The sequence below is a fragment of the Tenacibaculum aquaeponti genome (assembly GCF_057221555.1).
On sequence record NZ_CM170147.1, the window covers coordinates 1,472,777 to 1,493,146 of the forward strand.

Consider the following 20,370-nt stretch of genomic DNA (forward strand, 5'->3'; position numbering starts at 1 on the left):
TTAATTCTAAAGTTCACTACAGTAAAAAAAGAATTTTACAATACTCTTTTAGCTTTAGCAAAATTCCTTTTATAATATTTTTGAGACATATTATTTACAGTTACTCCTCTTTTTGTAGAAGCGTGTATAAAATAAATTACCCCGTTTTTTATTGAAGTTACTAAACCTACATGACTAATCTTTCGAGGTTTTCTTGGGTTTGTTTTAAAGAATAACAAATCTCCTTTTCTAACATCTTTTAAAGAGATTTGTTTTCCTTGATTAGACATATCTTGTGATGTTCTAGGTAATGAGACACCATTATTTTTAAATGAAGTCATAATTAAACCTGAACAATCCATTCCTCTTCTTGTTACTCCTCCATATTTATAACGTGTTCCTTTATATGAATATGCTGTAGCAATTATTTTATCTACTACCTTAGAAACGTCTTTAACTCTTATTGATCTTTTATTAGTAACTACTCTTTTTTTAGATTTATAGTGTTTTGATGTACTAACGTTTTTAGATGAAGAACATCCATACACTAAAAATAAAATCAATATTATTTGGGGTATTTTTTTTATCACTGATGTACTTTTACATTAGACTTTCTATGATAGAAGTTGCTACTTTTTTTGATGCACCTTTTCCTCCTAACTTCTCTTCTAATTCGAAATAATCTAGAAAGAGTGTTTTCCTCTTATCTTCATTTAGTAACAATTGTAATTCTTGCTCTAAATTAGTTTCATTAAACTCATTTTGAATTAATTCTTTAACCACTTCTTTATCCATAATTAAATTCACTAAAGAAATATAATTTAAAGTTATAATTCTCTTTGCTATTTGATATGATAACCAACTTCCTTTATAACAAACAACTTGTGGAACTTTAAACAAAGCAGTTTCTAAAGTAGCTGTGCCAGAAGTAACTAAAGCTGCATAAGAAATACTTAATAAATCATATGTTTTATTATTTACAAACTTTACCTTTTTATCTTTCAAAAAAGAATCATAAAATTCCTTTGATTGACTTGGAGCCCCAGCTACAACAAATTGATAATTTGGAAACCTATCAACCATAAGTAGCATGGTATTTAACATCTTTGTAATTTCTTGTTTTCGACTACCAGGTAATAAGGCTATTATCTCTTTATCTCCTAAATCATATTTTTTTCTAAAATCATCTTCATAAACCTGTTCTCTTCCAGCTACACCATCTATTAAAGGATGCCCTACAAATTCAACATTGTAATTATATTTTTTGTAAAAATCTTTTTCAAAAGGAAGTATAACGAACATTTGATCTACATCTCTTTTTATTGATTTTACTCGTCCTGCTCTACTAGCCCAGACCTGAGGAGAGATATAGTAACTAGTTTTGTACCCATTCTCTTTGGCCCATTTAGCTACTGGCAAATTAAATCCTGAATTATCTATAAAAATGACAACATCTGGTTGAAACTCTTTAATATCTTTTTTACAAAACTTAATAAAACCAAGTGCCTTTCTTAAATTCAAAATTACTTCAATAAAGCCCATTATTGCTCTATCTTTATAATGAACAACTAACTCTCCACCAACTGCTTTCATTAAATCACCTCCCCAAAAACGTATATCTGCTTCTTTATCATTTTTAAATAGTTCTTTCATTAAATTAGAACCATGTAAATCTCCAGAAGCTTCGCCTGCAACAATATAATATTTCATAATACTATATAAACTTTAATATGAAAGTAAATATGGCTGTACAAATTGTAGCCAATAACACTCCTTTAGCTCTTAAATCTTGTTTCTTTTTTAAATAAATAAAAAAAACGAACAAGTTAGGTAAGGCTGCCAAAGCTATCACTGGTCCAAATACTCCTCCTTGTTGTAACATTTCTATAGTCTCTGAAAAACCAAAACGAGAAACATATTGTACATAAATGAAGAATCCACAAAATGTAGCGAAAATTGAGACTAAAAATCCAATTATAACATCTTTATTTATAAATCCCATGAATGTAATTTTTGAATAGCATGATGTGCTGTCATGTCAAATTGAACTGGTACAACAGATATAAACCCATTTTCCAAAGCCCAAATATCAGTATCTTGACCTTTATCGTTATTTATAAACTCACCAGACAACCAATAATATTCTTTACCTGTAGGACTTTTACGTTTATCAAAATCTTCCTTCCAATAACCATTTGCTTGTCTACAAACTTTTATACCTTTAATTTCATCCTTTTTTAACTTCGGAATATTAACATTTAACACAACCCCATCAGGTAAACCATTTAACAAAACATTTAGTGCTATTTTCTTTATAAACTCTTTTGATGAACGAAAATCAGCATGCCAGCTATAATCTAATAATGAAAAACCAATTGCGGGAATTCCTTCTATACCAGCTTCGACAGCTGCACTCATTGTACCTGAATAAATTACACTTATTGATGAATTTGAACCATGATTAATTCCTGAAACGCATAAATCTGGTTTTCGATTTAATATCTTATTCTTTGCCATTTTAACACAATCAGCAGGAGTTCCTGAACAACTATATTCTATCTGTGGACCATCATCAATTGAAGTTGGATTACAATGCAATACGTTATTTACTGTAATTGCGTGTCCCATTCCACTTTGTGGACTATCTGGTGCAACTACAATCACTTCACCAATTTCATTCATTATATCTATAAGCATTCTAAGACCAGGAGCTGTAATTCCATCATCATTAGTCACTAAAATCAAAGGTTTCTCTTGCATTGTTTTTTATTTATTAATAACAAATATACATTAAAAATTAGCTATTCTTTTTAACATTTCGTAAAGATAATTATGTCGAATTAATGCCTAAACTTGTAAAACATTAAGTGGTTATGTTTTATGTTAAGGTTTATTCTTTTATTACTTCTGTATTTTATCTCATTACTATTTTTTAGTATAAAAGCTCAAAACTTGAATACAAAACCTTGCACAGATACAGCTTACTATCAATTTGATTTTTGGATTGGTAACTGGGACGTTTTTAATTCTGAAGGAAAATTAATTGGAGAAAATCATATAAAATCTATGCCTAACGCTTGTGCTATTCAAGAAAATTGGACTTCTTCTAATGGAAACTCATTAGGAACAAGTTATAGTTATTATGATATTTCAGATAAAAAGTGGCATCAATTATGGATAGACAATAAAGGTTTTGTTCTTAAAACCAATGGAAGTTATAAGAATAATGAAATGATTTTAACGAGTGAAATTGTTCAAAATAAAAAGCAACCATACTATAACAAAATCATTTGGAAAAAAAACAATGATGGATCTGTTACTCAAATATGGCAATATTTGAGTCCTGATCACAAATTAATTAAAGAAGCCTTTAAAGGCATATACAAAAGAAAAAAGAGCTAGTAAAATTGGCATTATTTTAGTAGCTTAGCAAATACCAGTAATTTTAAAATTATTTAAACGACTGAAGATATATGAAGATGAAAGTACTTATCCCATTATTCGTTGCACTTTTAATTAGTAGCACCACATATGGAAATCCTATTTCTAAAAAGAACGATCCTGAAAAAGACAAACTCATAATTTATGTATTAAAAAACCTACTTACTAGAGGTCATTATGTCCAAAAAGATTTAAATGATAATTTTTCTGAACATGTATATAATGAGTTTATTACTAGTTTAGATCCTAGTAAACGTTATTTTACACAAGAAGATTTAAGAGAATTTTCTCAATATAAATATGAAATAGATGATCAATTAAGAAAATCTGATATTCGTTTTTATAAACTTGTTTACGGTCGATTTTTAGAAAAAATTAAAACTGCTAAAACAACTTACAAGGCTTTACTTGAGCAACCTTTCGACTACAATAAAAATGAAGATATTGATGTTGATTATGATAAGGTACCTTTTGCTAAAGATGAAGCTGGTTTATTAGATCATTGGCGCAAACAATTAAAACTTCAAGTGATTAGTAAAATTGATGATCTTGAAGACTTGCAGAAAGACAAAATCAAAAAAGATAAAAATTACAAGAAAAAATCTTTTAAAACTCTTGAGATAGAAGCTCGTAAAGAAGTTTTAAAGAATATGGATGATTTATATCTTAGAATTGAGGAATTAGAAAATTCTGACTGGTATTCAACATTTTTAAATAGCGTAGTAGGTGGTTTTGATCCACATACAACATATATGTCTCCTAGAATCAAATCTAGATTCGATCAAGATATGTCTGGAAAACTTGAAGGTATTGGTGCACGTTTACAACGCGAAGGTATGTACACTAAAATTGTAGAATTAATTTCTGGTGGACCAGCATGGAAACAAGGAGATTTAGAACCAGGTGATATTATTTTAGAAGTAGCTCAAGGAGATGGAGAGCCTCTTGATATTACAGGAATGCGTTTAGATGATGCAATCACCTTCATAAAAGGAAAAAAAGGAACAGAAGTTCGATTAACTGTAAAGAAAAAGTTAGATGGATCTACAAAAGTTATTCCTATAATTAGAGATATTGTTGAATTGGAAGAAACTTTTGTTAAATCTAGTATTGTAGAAAAGAACGGAAAAAAATATGGTATTATTAATCTTCCGAAATTCTACATTGATTTTAATGACACTAAGCAAAGAAACGCTGCTAGTGATATGAAACTTGAAATTGAACGTTTAAAGAAAGAAAATGTAGCCGGATTAATTATCGATTTAAGAAACAATGGTGGTGGTTCTTTAAAAACAGTAATCGACATTGGTGGTTTATTTATAGAAAAAGGACCTATTGTACAAGTTAAATATAGAGGTGAACCAGCTAATATTAAAAATGATACTGATAGTAGTGTTGAATGGGATGGTCCATTAGTAGTAATGGTCAATGAAATGTCGGCTTCGGCTTCTGAAATTTTTGCTGCCGCTATGCAAGATTATGGACGTGGTGTTATTATGGGAGGTAAACAAACTTATGGCAAAGGAACTGTTCAAAACTTACTACCTCTAAATTATTATGTGAAAAAATATCCAGGAGATTTAGGAGCATTAAAAATGACAATTCAAAAGTTCTATAGAATTAATGGTGGATCTACTCAAATAGAAGGAGTATATTCTGATATTGCTATGCCTGATCGTTATAGTTACATGGAGTTTGGTGAACGTGATTTAGATGGAGCTTTACCTTGGGACAGTGTAAAACCGGCTAATTACACAAAAACTGATACTTATAGTAATTTTGGCGAAGTTGTAAGTGCTAGTAAAGAAAGAATTAATAGCAATTCCAAATTCATATCAATTAATGAGTACGCTAAATGGTTAAAGAAAAACCAAGATGACAACACATTCTCTTTAAACTACAGTACATACAAAAAAGAGTCTGAAGAACGTGTAAAAGAAGCCAAGCAATTTAAAGATATTTTTAAATTTAAATCTGACCTGACTTTCTCTTCTCCTAAGTATGAAATTCCTTTATTTAAAAAAGATACTGTTTTAAAAGACAAAAGAATAGCTTGGCATAAAAATCTTAAAAAAGATATTTATTTAGATGAAGCTTTAAACGTATTGAGTCAATTAAAAATGAAAAACAACTACGAGTTAGTTAAAAAATAAAATTAAAAACCGATCTTAAAGGATCGGTTTTTTTTTATATTAAAATACTTTTTTTAAGATTTAAACTACACAGCAACAGATATACTTACTACCAACCCTTCATTTGCTCTTACATTAAAAACTGTATTGTCTTCGAAAATAAAATATTGCCCCTTAATCCCTACCAATTTTCCTGAATAACTTCCTTCTTTTATAATATTTAAACTCTTTGGCTTTTCAGGATATTTCTCTACAGGAAAATTAATTATAGTTTCTTTATTATTTTCAATAAAATATTCTTGTACTTCATCTGGAATAAAAGCTCGTAAACGTTCTTGCCATTTCATTAAATCTTCATCTTCTATATCATTCTTCAACATTTTACGCCAATTCGTTTTATCAGCTACATGTTCTTTCAGCGCTACTTCAGTAATACCTGCTAAATAACGATTTGGTACTTCAACAATTTCAATGGCTTCGTGCGCACCTTGATCTATCCAACGTGTTGGAACTTGCGTTTTTCTAGTCACTCCTACTTTTACATTACTAGAATTAGCTAAATACACAATATGAGGTTGTAATTGAACTTTCTTTTCATATTCTAAATCCCTATCTTCTTCTCCTAAATGCGCTTTACTTAATTCAGGTCGCATAATCCAATCTCCGGCATTTGGTGTTTCAAAAAAACATGATTTACAAAATCCTTGACGATAAATTTGTTTTTCTAATCTGCAAGATAAACACTCGTACGTTTCAAACTTCAATGTAACAGTTTTATTAAGTAATTGATTTACATTTATAAAATCAGAATTCATATCTAAATAATACTGTACTTTATCTAGGTTTTCTGTATCCATTTTTTTTAAAACGCCCTTGTATTGCATGTTGTAAAATTTACTATTTTTAGCCAAGAACAAACTTACAAATTCGAACTCAAAAATGCCGTTCCAGTTTATAAATTCTATTATCACTTGGTTTTTAAAAAAAAGAAAACATCAAATGGAACTCTTTATAAAGTATCCAACTGATGTTCAGCGAGAACTATTATTCGATTTAATTACTATTGCCAAATACACTGAGTTCGGAAAGACTCATAAATTTTCTAAAATAAAAAATTATACAGATTTTGTAAACTCAGTTCCTATTCAAAAATATGAAACTATAGAACCTTTAATTGAACGTTGTAGAAAAGGTGAACAAAATTTATTCTGGCCAACAAAAATTAAATGGTTTGCCAAATCGAGCGGTACAACTAATGCTAAAAGTAAGTTTATTCCTGTTAGTAATGAAGCCTTAGAAGAATGTCATTTCAATGCTGGAAAAGACATGTTGGGCCTGTATATTAATAACAATGAAGAAACACAATTATTCACAGGAAAAGGGCTTAGATTAGGTGGAAGCTCTGCTATTTATGAAGATAACGATACTTATTTTGGTGATTTATCTGCTATAATTATTGAGAATATGCCGTTTTGGGCTGATTATAGTTCTGCTCCTAAGCAAGAAGTTGCTTTAATGAGTGAATGGGAAACTAAAATGGAAGCAATTATCGATGAAACTATACAAGAGAACATTACAAGTTTAGCTGGAGTTCCTTCTTGGATGTTAGTATTGTTAAATAAAGTTTTAGAAAAAACGGGGAAAGATAATATTTTAGAAGTTTGGCCTAACCTAGAAGTTTATTTTCACGGTGGTGTAAACTTCAATCCATACCGAGAGCAATTCAAAAAATTAATTCCTAAAAAAAGTTTTCGATATTACGAAACTTACAATGCTTCTGAAGGCTTCTTTGCTATTCAAGATCGAAATAATTCTGATGAACTTTTGTTAATGTTAGATTATGGAATTTTTTATGAGTTCATTCCTATGAGTGAATATGACGATGAAAATTCAAAAGCTATTCCTCTTTCAGACGTTAAAAAAGATGTAAACTATGCTGTTGTAATTACTACAAATGGCGGACTTTGGAGGTATTTAATTGGTGATACAGTTAAATTTACCTCTACTGATCCTTATCGAATTAAAATCACAGGTAGAACCAAACATCATATTAATGTTTTTGGAGAAGAATTAATTATTGAAAACGCAGAAGAAGCATTAAAATCAGCATGTGAAAAAACAAATTCAAGCATAAAAGATTACACCGTTGCTCCTATTTACATGAATGGAAATAAAAATGGAGGACACGAATGGATTATTGAGTTTGAAAAACAACCTCAAGATTTACATTTTTTTACTGAAATTCTAGACAATGCTTTAAAAAATTGTAATTCAGATTACGAAGCAAAACGATACAATAACATGACTTTGAATATGCCTAAAGTTCACCAAGCTCGTACAGGTTTGTTTTACGATTGGCTAAAAACAAAAGGTAAGTTAGGTGGACAACATAAAGTTCCTAGATTATCTAATAAACGTGATTTTATAGAAGAATTAAATGAATTGCTATAACTATGGAAGAGTTTCTTAAAAATGCTGAATTCTTATTACAACACGGAGAAATCACTGATGCTTTACAGAAAATTGCAGTTTATAAAGAGTTTAAAAAAGGGGAGTTAATTCATCCTGCAAATAGTATTTGTAAGCACTTTTACATTCTGATATCAGGAATTGGTCGTGTATTTTATTTTAGAGACGGAAAAGACATTACTGTTCATATTGCTTCTGAACAAGAAAGTATCACTGCGATAGATAGTTTTATTCAACGTAAAAAAAGCAAATACAACATTGAAGCGATTGAAGACATTTCTTGCTTTATGGTGGCCAGAGAAGATTTAGAAGAACTTTCCGCTAAAAGTCATAAGTTAGAGCATTTAGGTCGCTTGTTTTTAGAAAAACTATACATAAATCTTGCAGAACGTTTAGATAGTTTATTATTACATACTTCTCAAGAAAGACATGACGATTTATTTGCCAAAAAACCAGAACTATTTAATAGAGTTCCGGCCAAACATTTGGCTTCTTTTTTAGGCATGACTCCAGAAACTTTTAGTAGAATTAGAGGGAAATAATTATGAAACTGTATTAACGTAACATCATGGGATTATTTAAAAAATTATTCGGTAAAAAAGAAACAACTGAAACTCCAAAACTAGAAACTGAAAATACACATAAAAAAAATGGTATAAGTTTTACTGATTTACTTCATGAGAATGCTGGTTTATCTTTCGAAAAGCAAATTATTTTTAATGAAATTACTGGTGGTTCTTCTTGGAACATCAACTTAAATGAAGGTAAATTATTTTTTGGTGAACTTAGCTTTCCTATTCAAGTAATTGGTTCACTTTCTTTTAATGATTATTCTTGGATGTGGGGCTGGGCTAATACTAAAAGTGGAATTCCAGAAAATTTATTAGTAAAAGCTAATGAATTAAAAAGCTTCGGAGAAAAGCATCAAATAGAAGAATTTACCGATGGTCATTTTTATGTTGAAGAAGGTTTTGAACACAAAATGGGAATGATTGCTGTCGGTCTTTTAAATGCTGACGCCTATTTCTGTGCGAATTACGGACAAGGAACAATGGTTATTGCTATAAACTCTGAGACAATACCTAAAATTGAATTTGATCAATTAGAAAAAATACCAACTACTTTTCCTCAACTTATTGGAGCTATAGAATTAGATCATAAAGCTAGTTTCATTAGCTATATGGAAAGTAGAAAGTTAGATATTTCATCAGAAAACAATACAATTATAGCTTCTAGAAATGGAAAAAAAATTATTGCAAGTTTTGATGATCTATCAAGATTAAAAAATCTACAAGCAGAACTATAAATTGAATTTACAGTTATGAGAATTATATTTTGTGATGCTGTTTTCGATTCTAAAACTATAGAACCAGATTATGAAGAAGAGAAAAATATAGCTGTAGATTTAGGCTTTAATTTTTCTTTAATTAGCTATGAGGCTTTAGTAGAAAATGAATTAAATACAGCGTTAAAATTCGTTCCAAACCAAGAGAAAATAGAAACAGCTTTCTACAGAGGTTGGATGATAACTCCACAACAATATGAAAATCTGTATGAAGGACTTTTAAAGAAAAATATAAAACTTATTAATGATCCAGAATCTTATAAACATTGTCATTACCTTCCGAATTCATATGACATTATAAAAACGAAAACTCCAAAATCTAATTGGACGACAGATCTCACTGATGTATCTATTTTAAAACTAGCACAAGATTTTGATAAATCACCAATTATTGTAAAAGATTATGTAAAATCTGAAAAACATCATTGGGAAGATGCTTGTTTTATTCCTAATGCTTCCGATTCAAACAACGTTAAAACTATTGTACATAATTTTATAAAACTGCGAGGAAATACTTTGAATGAAGGTATCGTATTTAGAGCTTTTAAAGAATTAGAGTTTTTAACTGAACATTCTAAAAGTGGAATGCCTTTAACAAAAGAGTTTCGAATTTTCTTCGGAAATAAAAAGATGATTCAAGTTTTTAATTATTGGGATGAAGGCGATTATGGAACTTCAGAAATTGATTTTAATGAATTTAAAAAATTAGCTCTAAAGATTAAAAGTAATTTTTTTACTATGGATATAGCACAAAAGAAAACTGGTGAATGGATTATCATGGAATTGGGTGACGGACAAGTAGCAGGTTTACCAGAGAATGCAAATAAAAAAGAGTTTTATTCTGCTTTAAAAATGAACTTTAAAACGTAATTATTCTTCAACAGGATAAATTAATTTAGCTTCCCTTAAAGTTATTTTGTTGTCTTTAATTTCTGATTTATCTATTACAAAAATTGTGCAACTTTTTGCTAACATGTCAAATACCTTGTCTAAACCAAAAGTATTAATATAGTCTCTATCAATAATAAAATTATTTCTCAAAAAACTTTTATGTATGGTAAAAACCTTGCTTTTATTAGTATTGTTAAACATATCATCAAATGAAAAAAACGCAGGACAGTTTAAAGTAAAGTCTTTTATTTTAGTATTTCTGAATGAATAATTAAACAAAGGGTTTTTAAACACTTCTTTCTTTTCATTTTTTAACAACGAATATGATTTAGTTGTTTCCACAGATTCTTCAAAAAGTACAAATAATGTATTTTTATCTGCTTCTTTGTAATCGAAAGAGGATTTACAACAACTTAATAAAATACAAACCAGTATTATGAAAATATTTTTACCCATCTAATTACATTCTTTATCGAAAATATTATTTGTTATTCTATATAATACTTCCATTTCACTTTGTATTTTTTATCAAAAAGTTTTCATTCTCTACAAGTTCAATATCAGAAAATACTTTATAAGGATATAATAGATTATTATAATCAACCTTTTCTTTAAGCTCTTAAAAATTATCAAATTTAATTTTACTAAAATCTTCTTTATTTAACATACTTAAACCTTTCTCTTCTCCTTTAAAAATAAACAGTTGCCTTTTTAATATAAAAATGTATCTCATTTTTACTTTTCACTTCTTTTCTGAATTTTAGTTCGCTTGCTGTTTTTCCATTACCTACTTCTTTTACAAAATACTCTTTGGAATTACCTTCAAATAAGATATACTTGGTTTGTGCTAAACTTATATTAACTTATTAATACAAAAAACAAAAAAACTGTCTCATACTTTAATTATATCATCCTAAATAATACCTCTAGTTAACTTAAAATTTGCTAATCTTCTACCCAAGCTCCAATCCAATAAACATCATAATATTTAACTATTTTCGTATCAGAAATTTTCTCTACAATATTTATCTTTTCAAATACATGATGTTTAAATTCTCTTCCTTTGTTGTACTTGTTTTTTATGTATTCTAAACTTTTAATATTTAGCTCATTCAAGTTTTTGATATCACATGTGTCTATTTTTGAATTTCTATTAAAAGAAAATCTCTCATCACAGATATTAAAAAGTATTCTCTTTTTTTCTTTCTTCTTTTCAAATTTGTTTGCTAAATATTTTCCTTTAGGATTTTTATAGGTAGATTCTCCTTCTATGGCACACTTTTTTTTATCATTTTTATCAAAAAAAAGAAAAACACTCTCCTTTTCCTCTTGCGAAAATATTATTATCGACTTTAAAAAAATAAATAACAAAATGGCATTCTTCTTCATAGACAGTTTTGAAATAAAAATATAATTATCAGCTTAAAATATAGTACGGGTAAACCACACTTTTGGTGTGGGGTGCCCGTACTTTTTATAAAATTTAATCTCAGTATTTGAAAAAGAGTAACAACTAAAAAAAAGCGTAGTCTTTATATCAAAGACTACCAAATGAAAAATAAATTCATTCTTACTCTACTAATTAGTGTTTTATTATATCCCAGTATTGGACATACATGTAGTATGTATAAAATAACTAAAAACGGAAAAACATTTGTTGGTAATAACGAAGATTTTCTAAGTCCGAATAATCAGTTTTGGTTTGAGAACGCTGGAGATAAAAAGTTTGGCGTAATGTACATGGGTAGAATCAATAATTTTGCTCAAGGCGCTATAAATGAAGCTGGTTTAGTATTTGATGGCTTTGCAAATTCAGAATTACCTATTACAAATACCGAAGGAAAAACTAAACTATCAATTGTTAAAGCCATTAGAAATATCATGCAAACTATGGCCAATGTTGAAGAAGTTAAAGAATACTTAGAAACTATCGATTTAAGCTTTCTTTCTAGCAGTATGTTAGTTTTTGTAGATCAATCTGGAACATATTTAATTGTTGAAGGCGAATTATTAATTATAGGAGATGATGAAGAAAAATCATTTTCAAACTTTTACTACTCTCAAATAAAGTCTGTTGAAGAAGTTGATATTCCTAGGTTTCAGAAAGGTTTAGAATTTTTAAAAACAACAGAAGCTAAAGCCAATTTAGATTATTGTAGTCAGGTTATGAATCATATGAAAACTGAAAGTTCGGAAGTTACTGCCACACAGTTTTCGACAATTTATGATTTAACTTCACTTAAAATTAGAGTTTATTTATACACTGATTTTAGTGAATATGTAGAAATAGATTTGAAAAAGGAATTAAAAAAAGGAAATCATAAAACAATGATGATTGACTTATTTAAGAAGAATAAAGAATCGATAGCTTATAAACATTATACCAAATATAATGATGCTAAAAATCCTGTTTTATTCCTTCAAGAAAAAATGAATCCTGAACAGTATTCTGAAGAAGAATTAAAAAACAAGGGATTAAATTGGGGAATAAACGTTATAGGGTATGAATGGTTAAAAGACAAAAAAGATCCAGAAACAGCTATTAAAATTTTTAACTATGGGATTTCATTAATGCCTAATGACTTTGATCTTTATGATAGCTTAGGAGAAGCTTATTTTGATAAAAAAGATTGGAATAATTCCATAAAAAATTACGCGAAATCGTTAAGCTTAAATCCGAATAATGATAATGCGATTAAAAAAATTATAGAATGCAAAACACAAAGAGATCAGCTAAATAAGAATCGCTAAAATAACTTGAACAATATTTATTGGAACATAAAAAGACCTGTGAAATTTTATAACATCACAGGTCTTTCAATATTTTGGTTTTATAGTTGTATTACTTTTCGAACTCTACCTCGACATTTAAGTAATCTGGATTTTCACTTAAATCTGCAACACTTACATTAAATTCTATTCCTTTAAAACTTGATAAAATTCTAACGTCTTCGTTACTTACACTCTTTATTTTATGAGGGAAAATATACCTAACCTTAAACTTTATTAAACTTGCAAAAGGATTATCATCACCAGAATTTTTCTTTATCTCTTTTGAAGCCTCTTCAGATAATTTAGAAACGAATTTTTTATCCGAATACTCAATATTTAGCATATCAGTAATTGCTGGAAATTTTTCATCTTCTTTTTCTTCTACCTCATCTTCCTTTTCTTTCTTCGCTTTTCCTTTGCTTCCCATTTTAACAAACTTATCAAGGTCTGCTAATCTCATTTTTTTTCCAACAGATTTTAAATCTTCTAAATCATCAAAATCATAATCGATTCTAACAATAGCTTTATTAATCGCTGTATCTGCATCAATAGTAATTTTTAAATCTTCTAATTCTTTTAATTTCTTCTGTTCATCTGCAGGAAGTTTTGCTATACTATCCTTTTTCTCTAACAAAATTTTAGAAAAGTCGATAACAGTATCTTTTAATTCATTTTCCTTCTTTTTTTTGTTACTCTGCATTCCAGCTGTCATTTCTATCATAGCAGACATATCCATAATCATACTATATTTTCCACCTCCATCTTTATTGAATTTTGTTTCCCATTCAACTTCACAACTCGTTAAAAACATTAGAGTTAAGGCAATTAATAGTAAATAAGCAATTCTTTTCATAATTTAAATTTGAGTTAATTGAGCTCAAAACTAATACATTAAATTGTTTTGACACATCATAACTTTAAATTAATTTCTTGATAATTGTCAAGATGTTCTTCATTTACGATATATAACTTTACTATAGTTTATAAACACGACATTAAAAGTTTCATAACTATGACAGTTGCTCAAAAATTAGATCGATTTTATACTGAAAATAATTTAGCAGAAAAAGGTGGTGAAAATGAAGATTTTTTCTCACTTCAATTCAAATATTTCTCTTTAAAATTACCTAATTCAGATTTTAGAAAAAAAGTTATTTATATACACGATATTCAACATGTTTTATTTGATTGTGATACGACATGGAAAGGTGAAGCTTATATTGCTGGCTGGGAAATTGCTACTGGAATGTGGAAACACTTTCCTATTGGAATTATGAGTATTTGGGCAATGGGGTTTAGTTTTTTAATCCATCCAAAAGAAGTTATTAAAGGCTATAAAAAAGGATTAAAATATCATGGCTTGATTGATCAAAATATCTCTAAAGAAAGTATTATGAATTTATCTCTTGATGAAGTAAACGAATTGCTTTTGAAAAATAATCCATCAAATTTCAGTAAAACAAAGCTGATAATTTGGTTAACTATCGCTTTGCTTTTCTTTTTTGGACCTTTTATGTTACTTATTGCTTTAAGTACAATCTATTTTCCTTATTAATATTCTCTTTTATGATCGGTTTCTGTACAGTACCATTTATCTTGTTTGAAAATTTTCATTTTATAAGAACCTGTTCCTTCTTGGAAACCTTGCGCTATATGCAAAAGAATAGTATTGTCTTCTACTTTGATTTCAGATATTCGTTCACCCATACCTTCATCATGAACAAATACTTTTGCAACCAACTTATCCCCTACTTTTTCAGGTTTATGATACAGTACTTCGTACCTATTTCCAGTTTTTAAAAAAACATTACTATAATCATCACAGCTTGTAAGTCCATCTTCGTCTGAAGCTCCAATTGTGTAATTTTCACCCAATACTAAAGCAACTTTTTTATTCTCGGAAAGTTCAATTTCTTCAGTTGAAGATATTGAGATGATATTTTCGCCAAATAAAATAAAATGTTCTCTTGCTAAAATGACCTCTACATAATTTGCCCATTCACAATACTTTTGATTCGACTGTAAAGGACGTTTATATTTTGTTTTTTTAATCACATAAACTTCACTTATACCATCTAAAGTAATATCGCTTGTATGTTTTAATTTTTGATTAAAAACCTTGTATGTTCCAGGAAGGATTAACCCTTTTTTTCGATTCTTTTCGAATACAACTGGTGCAACTTTTATCAATTTTTGTCGATCTAATTCATGTATTTCTTTTAAATAACCATCAAATACAAAAGCTTTCTTTTCAGAATATTCATCCAATGCAACTTCAACCCATTCACCTTCTACTTCTTTTCCTTGATCATAAATTGTCTTTTTCAACCCTGTTTTTCCAATCACATGAACTTCTTTTCCGTAAGGAAACTTTCCTAATACTTTTCCATCTGGTTTATCTCTATATATAAGTCCGCTTTCTGCTGAAGTATATTTATAATAACTTTCTTGCTCTACTTTATGAGAATTATTAACATCATAATGATCTGAACTTATAACTTCACCGTAAATTAATTTCTCATTAGTTAAAGAAATAATACTTTCTTGTTTTAAAGACTCATCAATTATACCTAATTCATTAGGTTTAACTTGACTTGCATATATTTTTGGGGTTGCTTCAAATTGAATATTTTTTATTGCATTTTTTTCTGGAAACACACAGTAATCTTTCTTTATTTTATCTTTTAAAATAAGTTGTTTTCCATCATTTTTATAATACATGATAATAGATCTCTTAAAAGAATTATCTGTTGCACTAAAAAAACTTAGAAACGCAACACCATCTAATAGATCATCTTCATTGAAATCGAAAATTAATACTTCCTTTTTTTTAATGACTAATTCACCTCTAGATAAAAATTTTGAATCGAATTCTTTTTCAATTTCTTTATTTACTCTCTCTTTAAGTTTAGTTGTAATATCTGTATTAAGACTTAAATTCACATTAGCATTAGCTTCTTTAGTTTTACAGCTTACAGCTAAAATCATGAAAATGATCACTAATGTAGTTTTCCAAAATAATTTCATCAGTATAATTTTAATTCAAATGTAATTGAACTGACTACAAATTCTTTTAAAAAATGTATATCTGCTTTCTTTACATCAATTTTTGTAGTTATAACTCAAAAAAAAGCATTTTATTCTTTTGTTTTAATTTCTATAGGTAATTCGTACTGAGTAGTAACAGGAATTCCTCGTTTTGTTGCTGGAAGTAAATTTGGCATTTGAGTTATTATAGAATCTAATATTTGAGGTAATTCAGGTAATTTTTCTTCGATAACTTCTGAAATATAAATATCACTGATTTCCATCTTACCTGTATTTCCAATCACCAAAACGACAGTAATCGTTTCATTTATTTCATCGTGAGTAGATATATTAAATGATTGTAATGCTTTGGTAAACTTTTGTCTGATATTAGCTCGAAAACAGTTTGTTTTATCACTATCTAAAAGTCTTTCACATTCTTTAAAAGCCGGAGAAACATCAACGGTAGAAAAATCGACAATAGTATCGTTTAAAACACCATCATTTTTTTTACCACCAGATATGTATTCACAAGAAATACAACACAACATGATCGCAAAAAAAATAATGGTTCTAAAAATCACTCGTTAAGAATTTTAGAGTGAAAATAGGAAAAAATAGCTATTCTATTTCTTCTCCTTTTAAGAAATACTCTTTTTTTATCTCTTTTAATCTACTTTTTATATAATTATCTGCGATCGTATCTTTTCCTGCAAATCTTTCTTGATATCTTTTGTAGAGTTTATAGCCTATCTTTTTGTCTTTATAATACAAATCAGATTGTTTGGCTAACCCAAAAAGTGCTTTATAATTTTTGTGATTTTCATTCACAGCATTTTTATAAGCGTCTAATACTTTTTTCGGCATTTTCATTTCTGTAAAAACATTAGCTAACCCCATATAAGCTCTATCTCTCTTTCTTTTTCCTCTACTAGTACCACTTATATAATGAAACATTGCTTGTCTTGTATCTTTTTTAATCATGGCAATATCTCCAAGGTAAATTGAACTTTTAAAATCTTCATCATCTAAATTACTTGCTAATTTGAAATGCTTTTCTGCTTCATCGTAATTTTCAAGATTAAAATAACATCTTCCCAACATAATATGAGTATATCGTTCTTTAGGTTGAACACTATCGATATGATTTAATAAAGCTATACTTTTATCATACTTTTTCTTAGCAAATAATCGATTAATTTTAAGTCGATTTAAATCGATATGATTGGGTCTTAATTTCAATCCTTTGTTCACAAAAAGCATTGCTGAGTCTCTATCTTTTATTGTTGTAAAACCTTTAGCTAATTTTTCTATTGATTTAAAATGCGAATTATCTAATTTATATGCCATTAAATAATTATCTATTCGTTTAAAAATTTTCTTATACTCGGGCGTAGTTAATGCCAATTGGTAGTAATAATTAGGATTTTCACCATCTTTTTCAATTAAATCTTCGAAAATAGTTTTGGCTTTTTCATACTTTCTTAATTGTATGTATCTTTTTCCTAAAGTATATTTTGCTATCAAATTCTCAGGATCTTTTTCACAAATTTCCTCATAAAGAGTTACGACTTCTTTTATTCTTTTTTCCTTTAAAAGCGATTTTCCTAACTTAACTTTAATCTTATAATCTTCTTTTATTGCTAAGGCTTTTTTGTAATGTAATATCGCCTTATTGTAATCATCTAAAACATCAAATAGTTTAGCCATTCTAGTTTCTTTTTCAAATGACGATGGTAAACTTTTTAGTTTTTGTAATGCAATTTTATATCTACCTAATTCTATTAAATTATCTATTGTTTCAAAAGCTGAAGTCTGTGCTTCAGCTTTTGTAAATAGCATAACAATTAAAACAATTAAAACTCTCTTTTTCATGTACTTTAATAAATTTATAATGTGAAACACCTTATTATTCTTTTGCTAACCAACTGATTAAATTCAACAATAATTTATAATTTTCTGATGCCTCTAGTGAATTCATTCCTACTTTAAAACGATTTCTTCCTGCAAGTTGAGCGGTGAACATTGCGGCTTCTCCAAAAACAGCAATTCTACCCTTTCCTACGTTCATAACAGCTCCTTGTGATAGTTCTTTTGCCGGAAAACGTTTGGTATTTTTATTGAATCTCCACATTGTATCTGGTAAAAAAACAGTTTGCTTTTCAGTAGTTTTTAAAATTGAAATTGCTTTATTTGGAATTTTAAATGCTTGACCAGTAAAAGTTCTTATAGACTTTACTTTTTTAAATTTCCCTGTTCCATTAGTTAAATCGTGATCTGCTAACATCTTATTTTCTTTATTAAAATCGAAAATACCTCTCATATCTTCATCCAATAAGAAACTATCATAAAAATGAAACCCGAATGTTTTACCTAATTCTTCACTTGCTCCAGCAAAAGGCATGTGATCTGCAATTAAAAACAAAGCTCCTCCTTTTTTAACCCAATCTTTAATCGTATTTATTTCCTCTTTGCTAAAAGCGCTTGGTGTTGGAATTACAAACGGACCTCTTGCATTTTCATGCAATGCATTTGAAATAACTAACAATTTGATATTTGCCAATGACTTTTTAGAAAACTTCTCTGTAAAGGATTCTACTTTATATCCTGATTTTCTTAAAACATTAGCAAAAGGATAAAATCGATTACTTATTGTATGAAAATTATTATGAGCTGCATCTACATACACAATTGTATTTTTCTTTTCTTTAGTTATGTTTGGCACATATAAGCTATCTGGAATTTGTTGTGAATTAATATAAAAACTACATAAAAAACACAGTAAAAATTTCCCCAATTTCATCTTATTGAATATTAAATGTAATTGGTAAAACATAACCTACATTTACAGTTTCATTATCTTTCATTCCTGGTTTCATTTGTGGAAGATTTTTTGCTAACTGTTCTGCATGAGATTTTAAATCTGGATGTGGAGCTCTTACTTTAATATCTTCTATAATACCAGTTTTTGAAATTTTAAATTTCACAAAAATTCTTTGTCTTCCTTTTTTTAAATTTAAATTATCGGCTAGTGAAACATCAAAATTTTCTTTCACATATGAGATCATACTTTTTGTAAAACAATCTTTATCCCCATTTGAACAACCAGGAAAAGTAGGATAAACATCTAACTCAGCCATAGGAACTAAATCTCCTTGTTTTCTTTCATACTTTCCTAATTCTGATTTTTTAATAAAAAGTGAAAGTGCTACTACTTTTCTATGGTTTAATCCTTCGAAAATTTTTAGTTTTATAGTGCTATTATCTTTAAATTTTTCTGTCATTGCTAAAAACTCTTCTTTTTCTTCCTCTATCAATTCTTCTATTGAATATTCTTTTGTATTAGGTAATTTATCACCCATATAAAAATCCATATAACTTAGTCGATCTGTTTCTACAGGTTCTTTATCTAAACTTGTAAATATTTTCTGAGTCTCTAAAACTGGTGTAATAGATATACTTTCTTTTTCTGAACAAGCAGTATAAAACAACATACTTATTAAAACAGGTATTAAAACTAAATACTTTAATTGCTTACTTTGTTTTGATCTACTTTTTGTCATCATAACTATTCTCTTTTTTATTAATGAATTTTTATAAAATTGATTGACAAACGACATCTCTTGTACCTGAAAAACTTCAGATAATAAATTATTGATATAGTTGCCTTGATTTGCAGTTTTACTTACAATTTCATCTGACAGAAACTCATGAACTAATGTGATTCTTTTTTGATAAATTCTTACTATAGGATTAAACCACATTACGATTTTTAAAATTTCGAAAAAGAGTAAATCCAAAGAATGCTTTTGATTGATATGCACCAACTCATGTGCTATGATTTTTTCTCTTTTTTCATCAGAAATTTTTTCTCCTAAGAATATAAAATTGAAAAACGAAAATGCTTTTGTAGTCTTAGGTATTAAAACCAAACTGTAACCTTCTTTTTTTATAACATTATTTTTATAAACTAAGTTGATCAGCTGTACTATTTTGATTAAAAAAATAGTGAGAAACAACAGTAATCCTCCCCAAAAAACAAAATCTAAATAATCGATAGATTGATACCATTCTTGTTTTTCTATTACACTCTCTGGCGATAGAATTATTTCTGGTAACAAGATTAAATATTCTTTTGTAATAGTTTCTTTAACTGTTGTTATTTTGATTAATGGTAACAAAAAAGATAAAATCATCGTACCAATTAAATACCATCGATTTTTAGTAAAAAATGTTTCTTTACTAAAAGCAAAATCATATATAACTAAAAATAAAGCTTGAAATAAAACTACTTGAATGATGTATGTAAGCATG

General features: G+C 28.1%; 21 protein-coding genes. 8 read left to right on the forward strand and 13 right to left on the reverse strand.

Going from position 1 to position 20,370, the window contains the following annotated elements; translation table 11 throughout:
* Positions 1–35: 35 nt before the first annotated feature.
* The 4 genes from AC2TEO_RS06360 to surE are packed head-to-tail and all read right to left on the reverse strand — an operon-like array spanning position 36 to position 2,739.
* A complete protein-coding gene (locus tag AC2TEO_RS06360; RefSeq protein ID WP_442267301.1) occupies positions 36–542 on the reverse strand; it encodes a C40 family peptidase in 507 nt (168 codons plus the stop codon).
* Positions 543–579: 37 nt separating this feature from the next.
* Complete coding sequence (lpxB, locus tag AC2TEO_RS06365) at positions 580–1,689, reverse strand: lipid-A-disaccharide synthase (RefSeq protein ID WP_442267302.1); 1,110 nt, start codon at positions 1,687–1,689, stop codon at positions 580–582.
* A 4-nt stretch (positions 1,690–1,693) separates the two neighbouring features.
* A complete protein-coding gene (locus AC2TEO_RS06370) occupies positions 1,694–1,981 on the reverse strand; it encodes a hypothetical protein (RefSeq protein ID WP_442267303.1) in 288 nt (95 codons plus the stop codon).
* A complete protein-coding gene (surE, locus tag AC2TEO_RS06375) occupies positions 1,969–2,739 on the reverse strand; it encodes a 5'/3'-nucleotidase SurE (protein ID WP_442267304.1) in 771 nt (256 codons plus the stop codon). Before surE ends, AC2TEO_RS06370 begins: the two co-directional genes overlap by 13 nt.
* A 192-nt stretch (positions 2,740–2,931) precedes the next feature.
* On the opposite strand from surE, the gene AC2TEO_RS06380 reads away from it, so the two are divergent.
* Both AC2TEO_RS06380 and AC2TEO_RS06385 read left to right on the forward strand, forming a co-directional pair.
* Positions 2,932–3,381, forward strand: coding sequence for a hypothetical protein (locus tag AC2TEO_RS06380; protein WP_442267305.1), 450 nt, complete (start codon positions 2,932–2,934; stop codon positions 3,379–3,381).
* Positions 3,382–3,452: 71 nt separating this feature from the next.
* A complete protein-coding gene (locus AC2TEO_RS06385; protein WP_442267306.1) occupies positions 3,453–5,573 on the forward strand; it encodes a carboxy terminal-processing peptidase in 2,121 nt (706 codons plus the stop codon).
* 65 nt (positions 5,574–5,638) lie between these two features.
* Here the strand turns inward: AC2TEO_RS06385 and AC2TEO_RS06390 are convergent, their stop codons facing one another.
* A complete protein-coding gene (locus AC2TEO_RS06390; protein ID WP_442267307.1) occupies positions 5,639–6,436 on the reverse strand; it encodes a DUF2797 domain-containing protein in 798 nt (265 codons plus the stop codon).
* 55 nt (positions 6,437–6,491) lie between these two features.
* Between AC2TEO_RS06390 and AC2TEO_RS06395 the strand changes: the two genes are divergently transcribed.
* The 4 genes from AC2TEO_RS06395 to AC2TEO_RS06410 are packed head-to-tail and all read left to right on the forward strand — an operon-like array spanning position 6,492 to position 10,236.
* Complete coding sequence (locus tag AC2TEO_RS06395) at positions 6,492–8,003, forward strand: GH3 auxin-responsive promoter family protein (RefSeq protein WP_442267308.1); 1,512 nt, start codon at positions 6,492–6,494, stop codon at positions 8,001–8,003.
* A 2-nt stretch (positions 8,004–8,005) separates the two neighbouring features.
* Positions 8,006–8,563, forward strand: coding sequence for a Crp/Fnr family transcriptional regulator (locus AC2TEO_RS06400; RefSeq protein ID WP_442267309.1), 558 nt, complete (start codon positions 8,006–8,008; stop codon positions 8,561–8,563).
* Between the two features lie 26 nt (positions 8,564–8,589).
* Positions 8,590–9,327 carry a DUF6882 domain-containing protein gene (locus tag AC2TEO_RS06405; RefSeq protein ID WP_442267310.1) on the forward strand — a complete coding sequence of 246 codons (738 nt, stop codon included), beginning with the start codon at positions 8,590–8,592 and terminating at the stop codon, positions 9,325–9,327.
* Between the two features lie 15 nt (positions 9,328–9,342).
* Entirely contained in the window at positions 9,343–10,236 is an 894-nt protein-coding gene (locus AC2TEO_RS06410; protein WP_442267311.1) for an ATP-grasp domain-containing protein, read from the forward strand.
* Here AC2TEO_RS06410 and AC2TEO_RS06415 read toward each other — a convergent pair whose 3' ends face one another.
* Positions 10,237–10,713, reverse strand: a complete 477-nt coding sequence (locus AC2TEO_RS06415; RefSeq protein WP_442267312.1) for a hypothetical protein — start codon at positions 10,711–10,713, stop codon at positions 10,237–10,239.
* 489 nt (positions 10,714–11,202) lie between these two features.
* Positions 11,203–11,646, reverse strand: a complete 444-nt coding sequence (locus AC2TEO_RS06420) for a hypothetical protein (RefSeq protein WP_442267313.1) — start codon at positions 11,644–11,646, stop codon at positions 11,203–11,205.
* A 162-nt stretch (positions 11,647–11,808) separates the two neighbouring features.
* Between AC2TEO_RS06420 and AC2TEO_RS06425 the strand changes: the two genes are divergently transcribed.
* A complete protein-coding gene (locus tag AC2TEO_RS06425; protein WP_442267314.1) occupies positions 11,809–13,008 on the forward strand; it encodes a hypothetical protein in 1,200 nt (399 codons plus the stop codon).
* Positions 13,009–13,099: 91 nt separating this feature from the next.
* Here the strand turns inward: AC2TEO_RS06425 and AC2TEO_RS06430 are convergent, their stop codons facing one another.
* Entirely contained in the window at positions 13,100–13,882 is a 783-nt protein-coding gene (locus AC2TEO_RS06430) for a hypothetical protein (RefSeq protein WP_442267315.1), read from the reverse strand.
* Positions 13,883–14,041: 159 nt separating this feature from the next.
* Here AC2TEO_RS06430 and AC2TEO_RS06435 point away from each other — a divergent pair, with 159 nt between their 5' ends.
* The gene (locus AC2TEO_RS06435) at positions 14,042–14,584 is read left to right on the forward strand and encodes a hypothetical protein (RefSeq protein ID WP_442267316.1); all 543 of its coding nucleotides are present in this window, start codon (positions 14,042–14,044) and stop codon (positions 14,582–14,584) included.
* On the opposite strand, the gene AC2TEO_RS06440 is transcribed toward AC2TEO_RS06435, so the two are convergent.
* The 5 genes from AC2TEO_RS06440 to AC2TEO_RS06460 all read right to left on the reverse strand — a co-directional run bounded on the left by AC2TEO_RS06440 (position 14,581) and on the right by AC2TEO_RS06460 (position 20,369).
* Positions 14,581–16,056, reverse strand: a complete 1,476-nt coding sequence (locus AC2TEO_RS06440; protein WP_442267317.1) for an SH3 domain-containing protein — start codon at positions 16,054–16,056, stop codon at positions 14,581–14,583. The two genes, AC2TEO_RS06435 and AC2TEO_RS06440, sit on opposite strands and share 4 nt — an antisense overlap.
* 110 nt (positions 16,057–16,166) lie before the next feature.
* Positions 16,167–16,640, reverse strand: coding sequence for a hypothetical protein (locus AC2TEO_RS06445; RefSeq protein ID WP_442267318.1), 474 nt, complete (start codon positions 16,638–16,640; stop codon positions 16,167–16,169).
* Between the two features lie 37 nt (positions 16,641–16,677).
* Positions 16,678–17,931, reverse strand: a complete 1,254-nt coding sequence (locus tag AC2TEO_RS06450; protein ID WP_442267319.1) for a tetratricopeptide repeat protein — start codon at positions 17,929–17,931, stop codon at positions 16,678–16,680.
* 34 nt (positions 17,932–17,965) lie between these two features.
* Complete coding sequence (locus AC2TEO_RS06455) at positions 17,966–18,859, reverse strand: hypothetical protein (protein WP_484730883.1); 894 nt, start codon at positions 18,857–18,859, stop codon at positions 17,966–17,968.
* Between the two features lies 1 nt (position 18,860).
* A complete protein-coding gene (locus AC2TEO_RS06460; RefSeq protein WP_442267321.1) occupies positions 18,861–20,369 on the reverse strand; it encodes a M56 family metallopeptidase in 1,509 nt (502 codons plus the stop codon).
* Between the last annotated feature and the right edge of the window lies 1 nt (position 20,370).